This window comes from Modicisalibacter tunisiensis (assembly GCF_020148005.1).
In the GTDB taxonomy this organism is placed as follows: domain Bacteria; phylum Pseudomonadota; class Gammaproteobacteria; order Pseudomonadales; family Halomonadaceae; genus Modicisalibacter; species Modicisalibacter tunisiensis.
The window spans coordinates 9,471-10,000 of record NZ_JAGXFD010000001.1 but is presented as its reverse complement, the minus strand read 5'-3'; the positions used below and the strand labels follow the sequence as shown (position 1 = coordinate 10,000).

Here is a 530-nt window from a genome sequence, read left to right as displayed (position 1 = left end):
GCCTACTTCCAGCTGTTGCTGCTGCTGACCTTCTTCATCGCCATCGGCCTGGCGGCCACCCCCGCCGCCAAGGCGCGCATCGGCGATCTCGCCGTCCCCGAGATGAGCACCTTCAAGTGGCTGTCGATCATCCTCTGCACGCTGCTCGCCGGCGGCGGGGTGTTCTTCGCCGCCGGCGAGCCGGTCTACCACTTCGTGGTCACCCCGCCGGCCTTCGACACCGAGGCGGGTACCGCCGCGGCGGTGCCCGGCGCGCTGGCCCAGGCCTTCATGCACTGGGGCTTTCTCGCCTGGGCGGTGCTCGGCACCCTGACCGCGGTAGTGCTGGCCCACGCCCACTACGTCAAGGGCCAGCCGCTGCAGCCGCGCACACTGCTCTACCCGGTGTTCGGCGAGCGGATCATGCGCGGCGCCTTCGGCGGCGTGGTGGATGCGCTGTGCGTGATCGCGGTGGTCGCCGGCACCGTGGGGCCGATCGGCTTTTTGGCCACCCAGGTCAGCTTCGGCCTGCACGAGCTGCTGGGCTGGTC

Annotated in this window: 1 protein-coding gene; it reads left to right on the top strand. The window is 70.8% G+C overall.

Annotated elements, in window-relative coordinates:
• The coding region (locus KGQ91_RS00055) for a BCCT family transporter (protein WP_224419930.1) at positions 1-530 on the top strand (530 nt) is incomplete at both ends.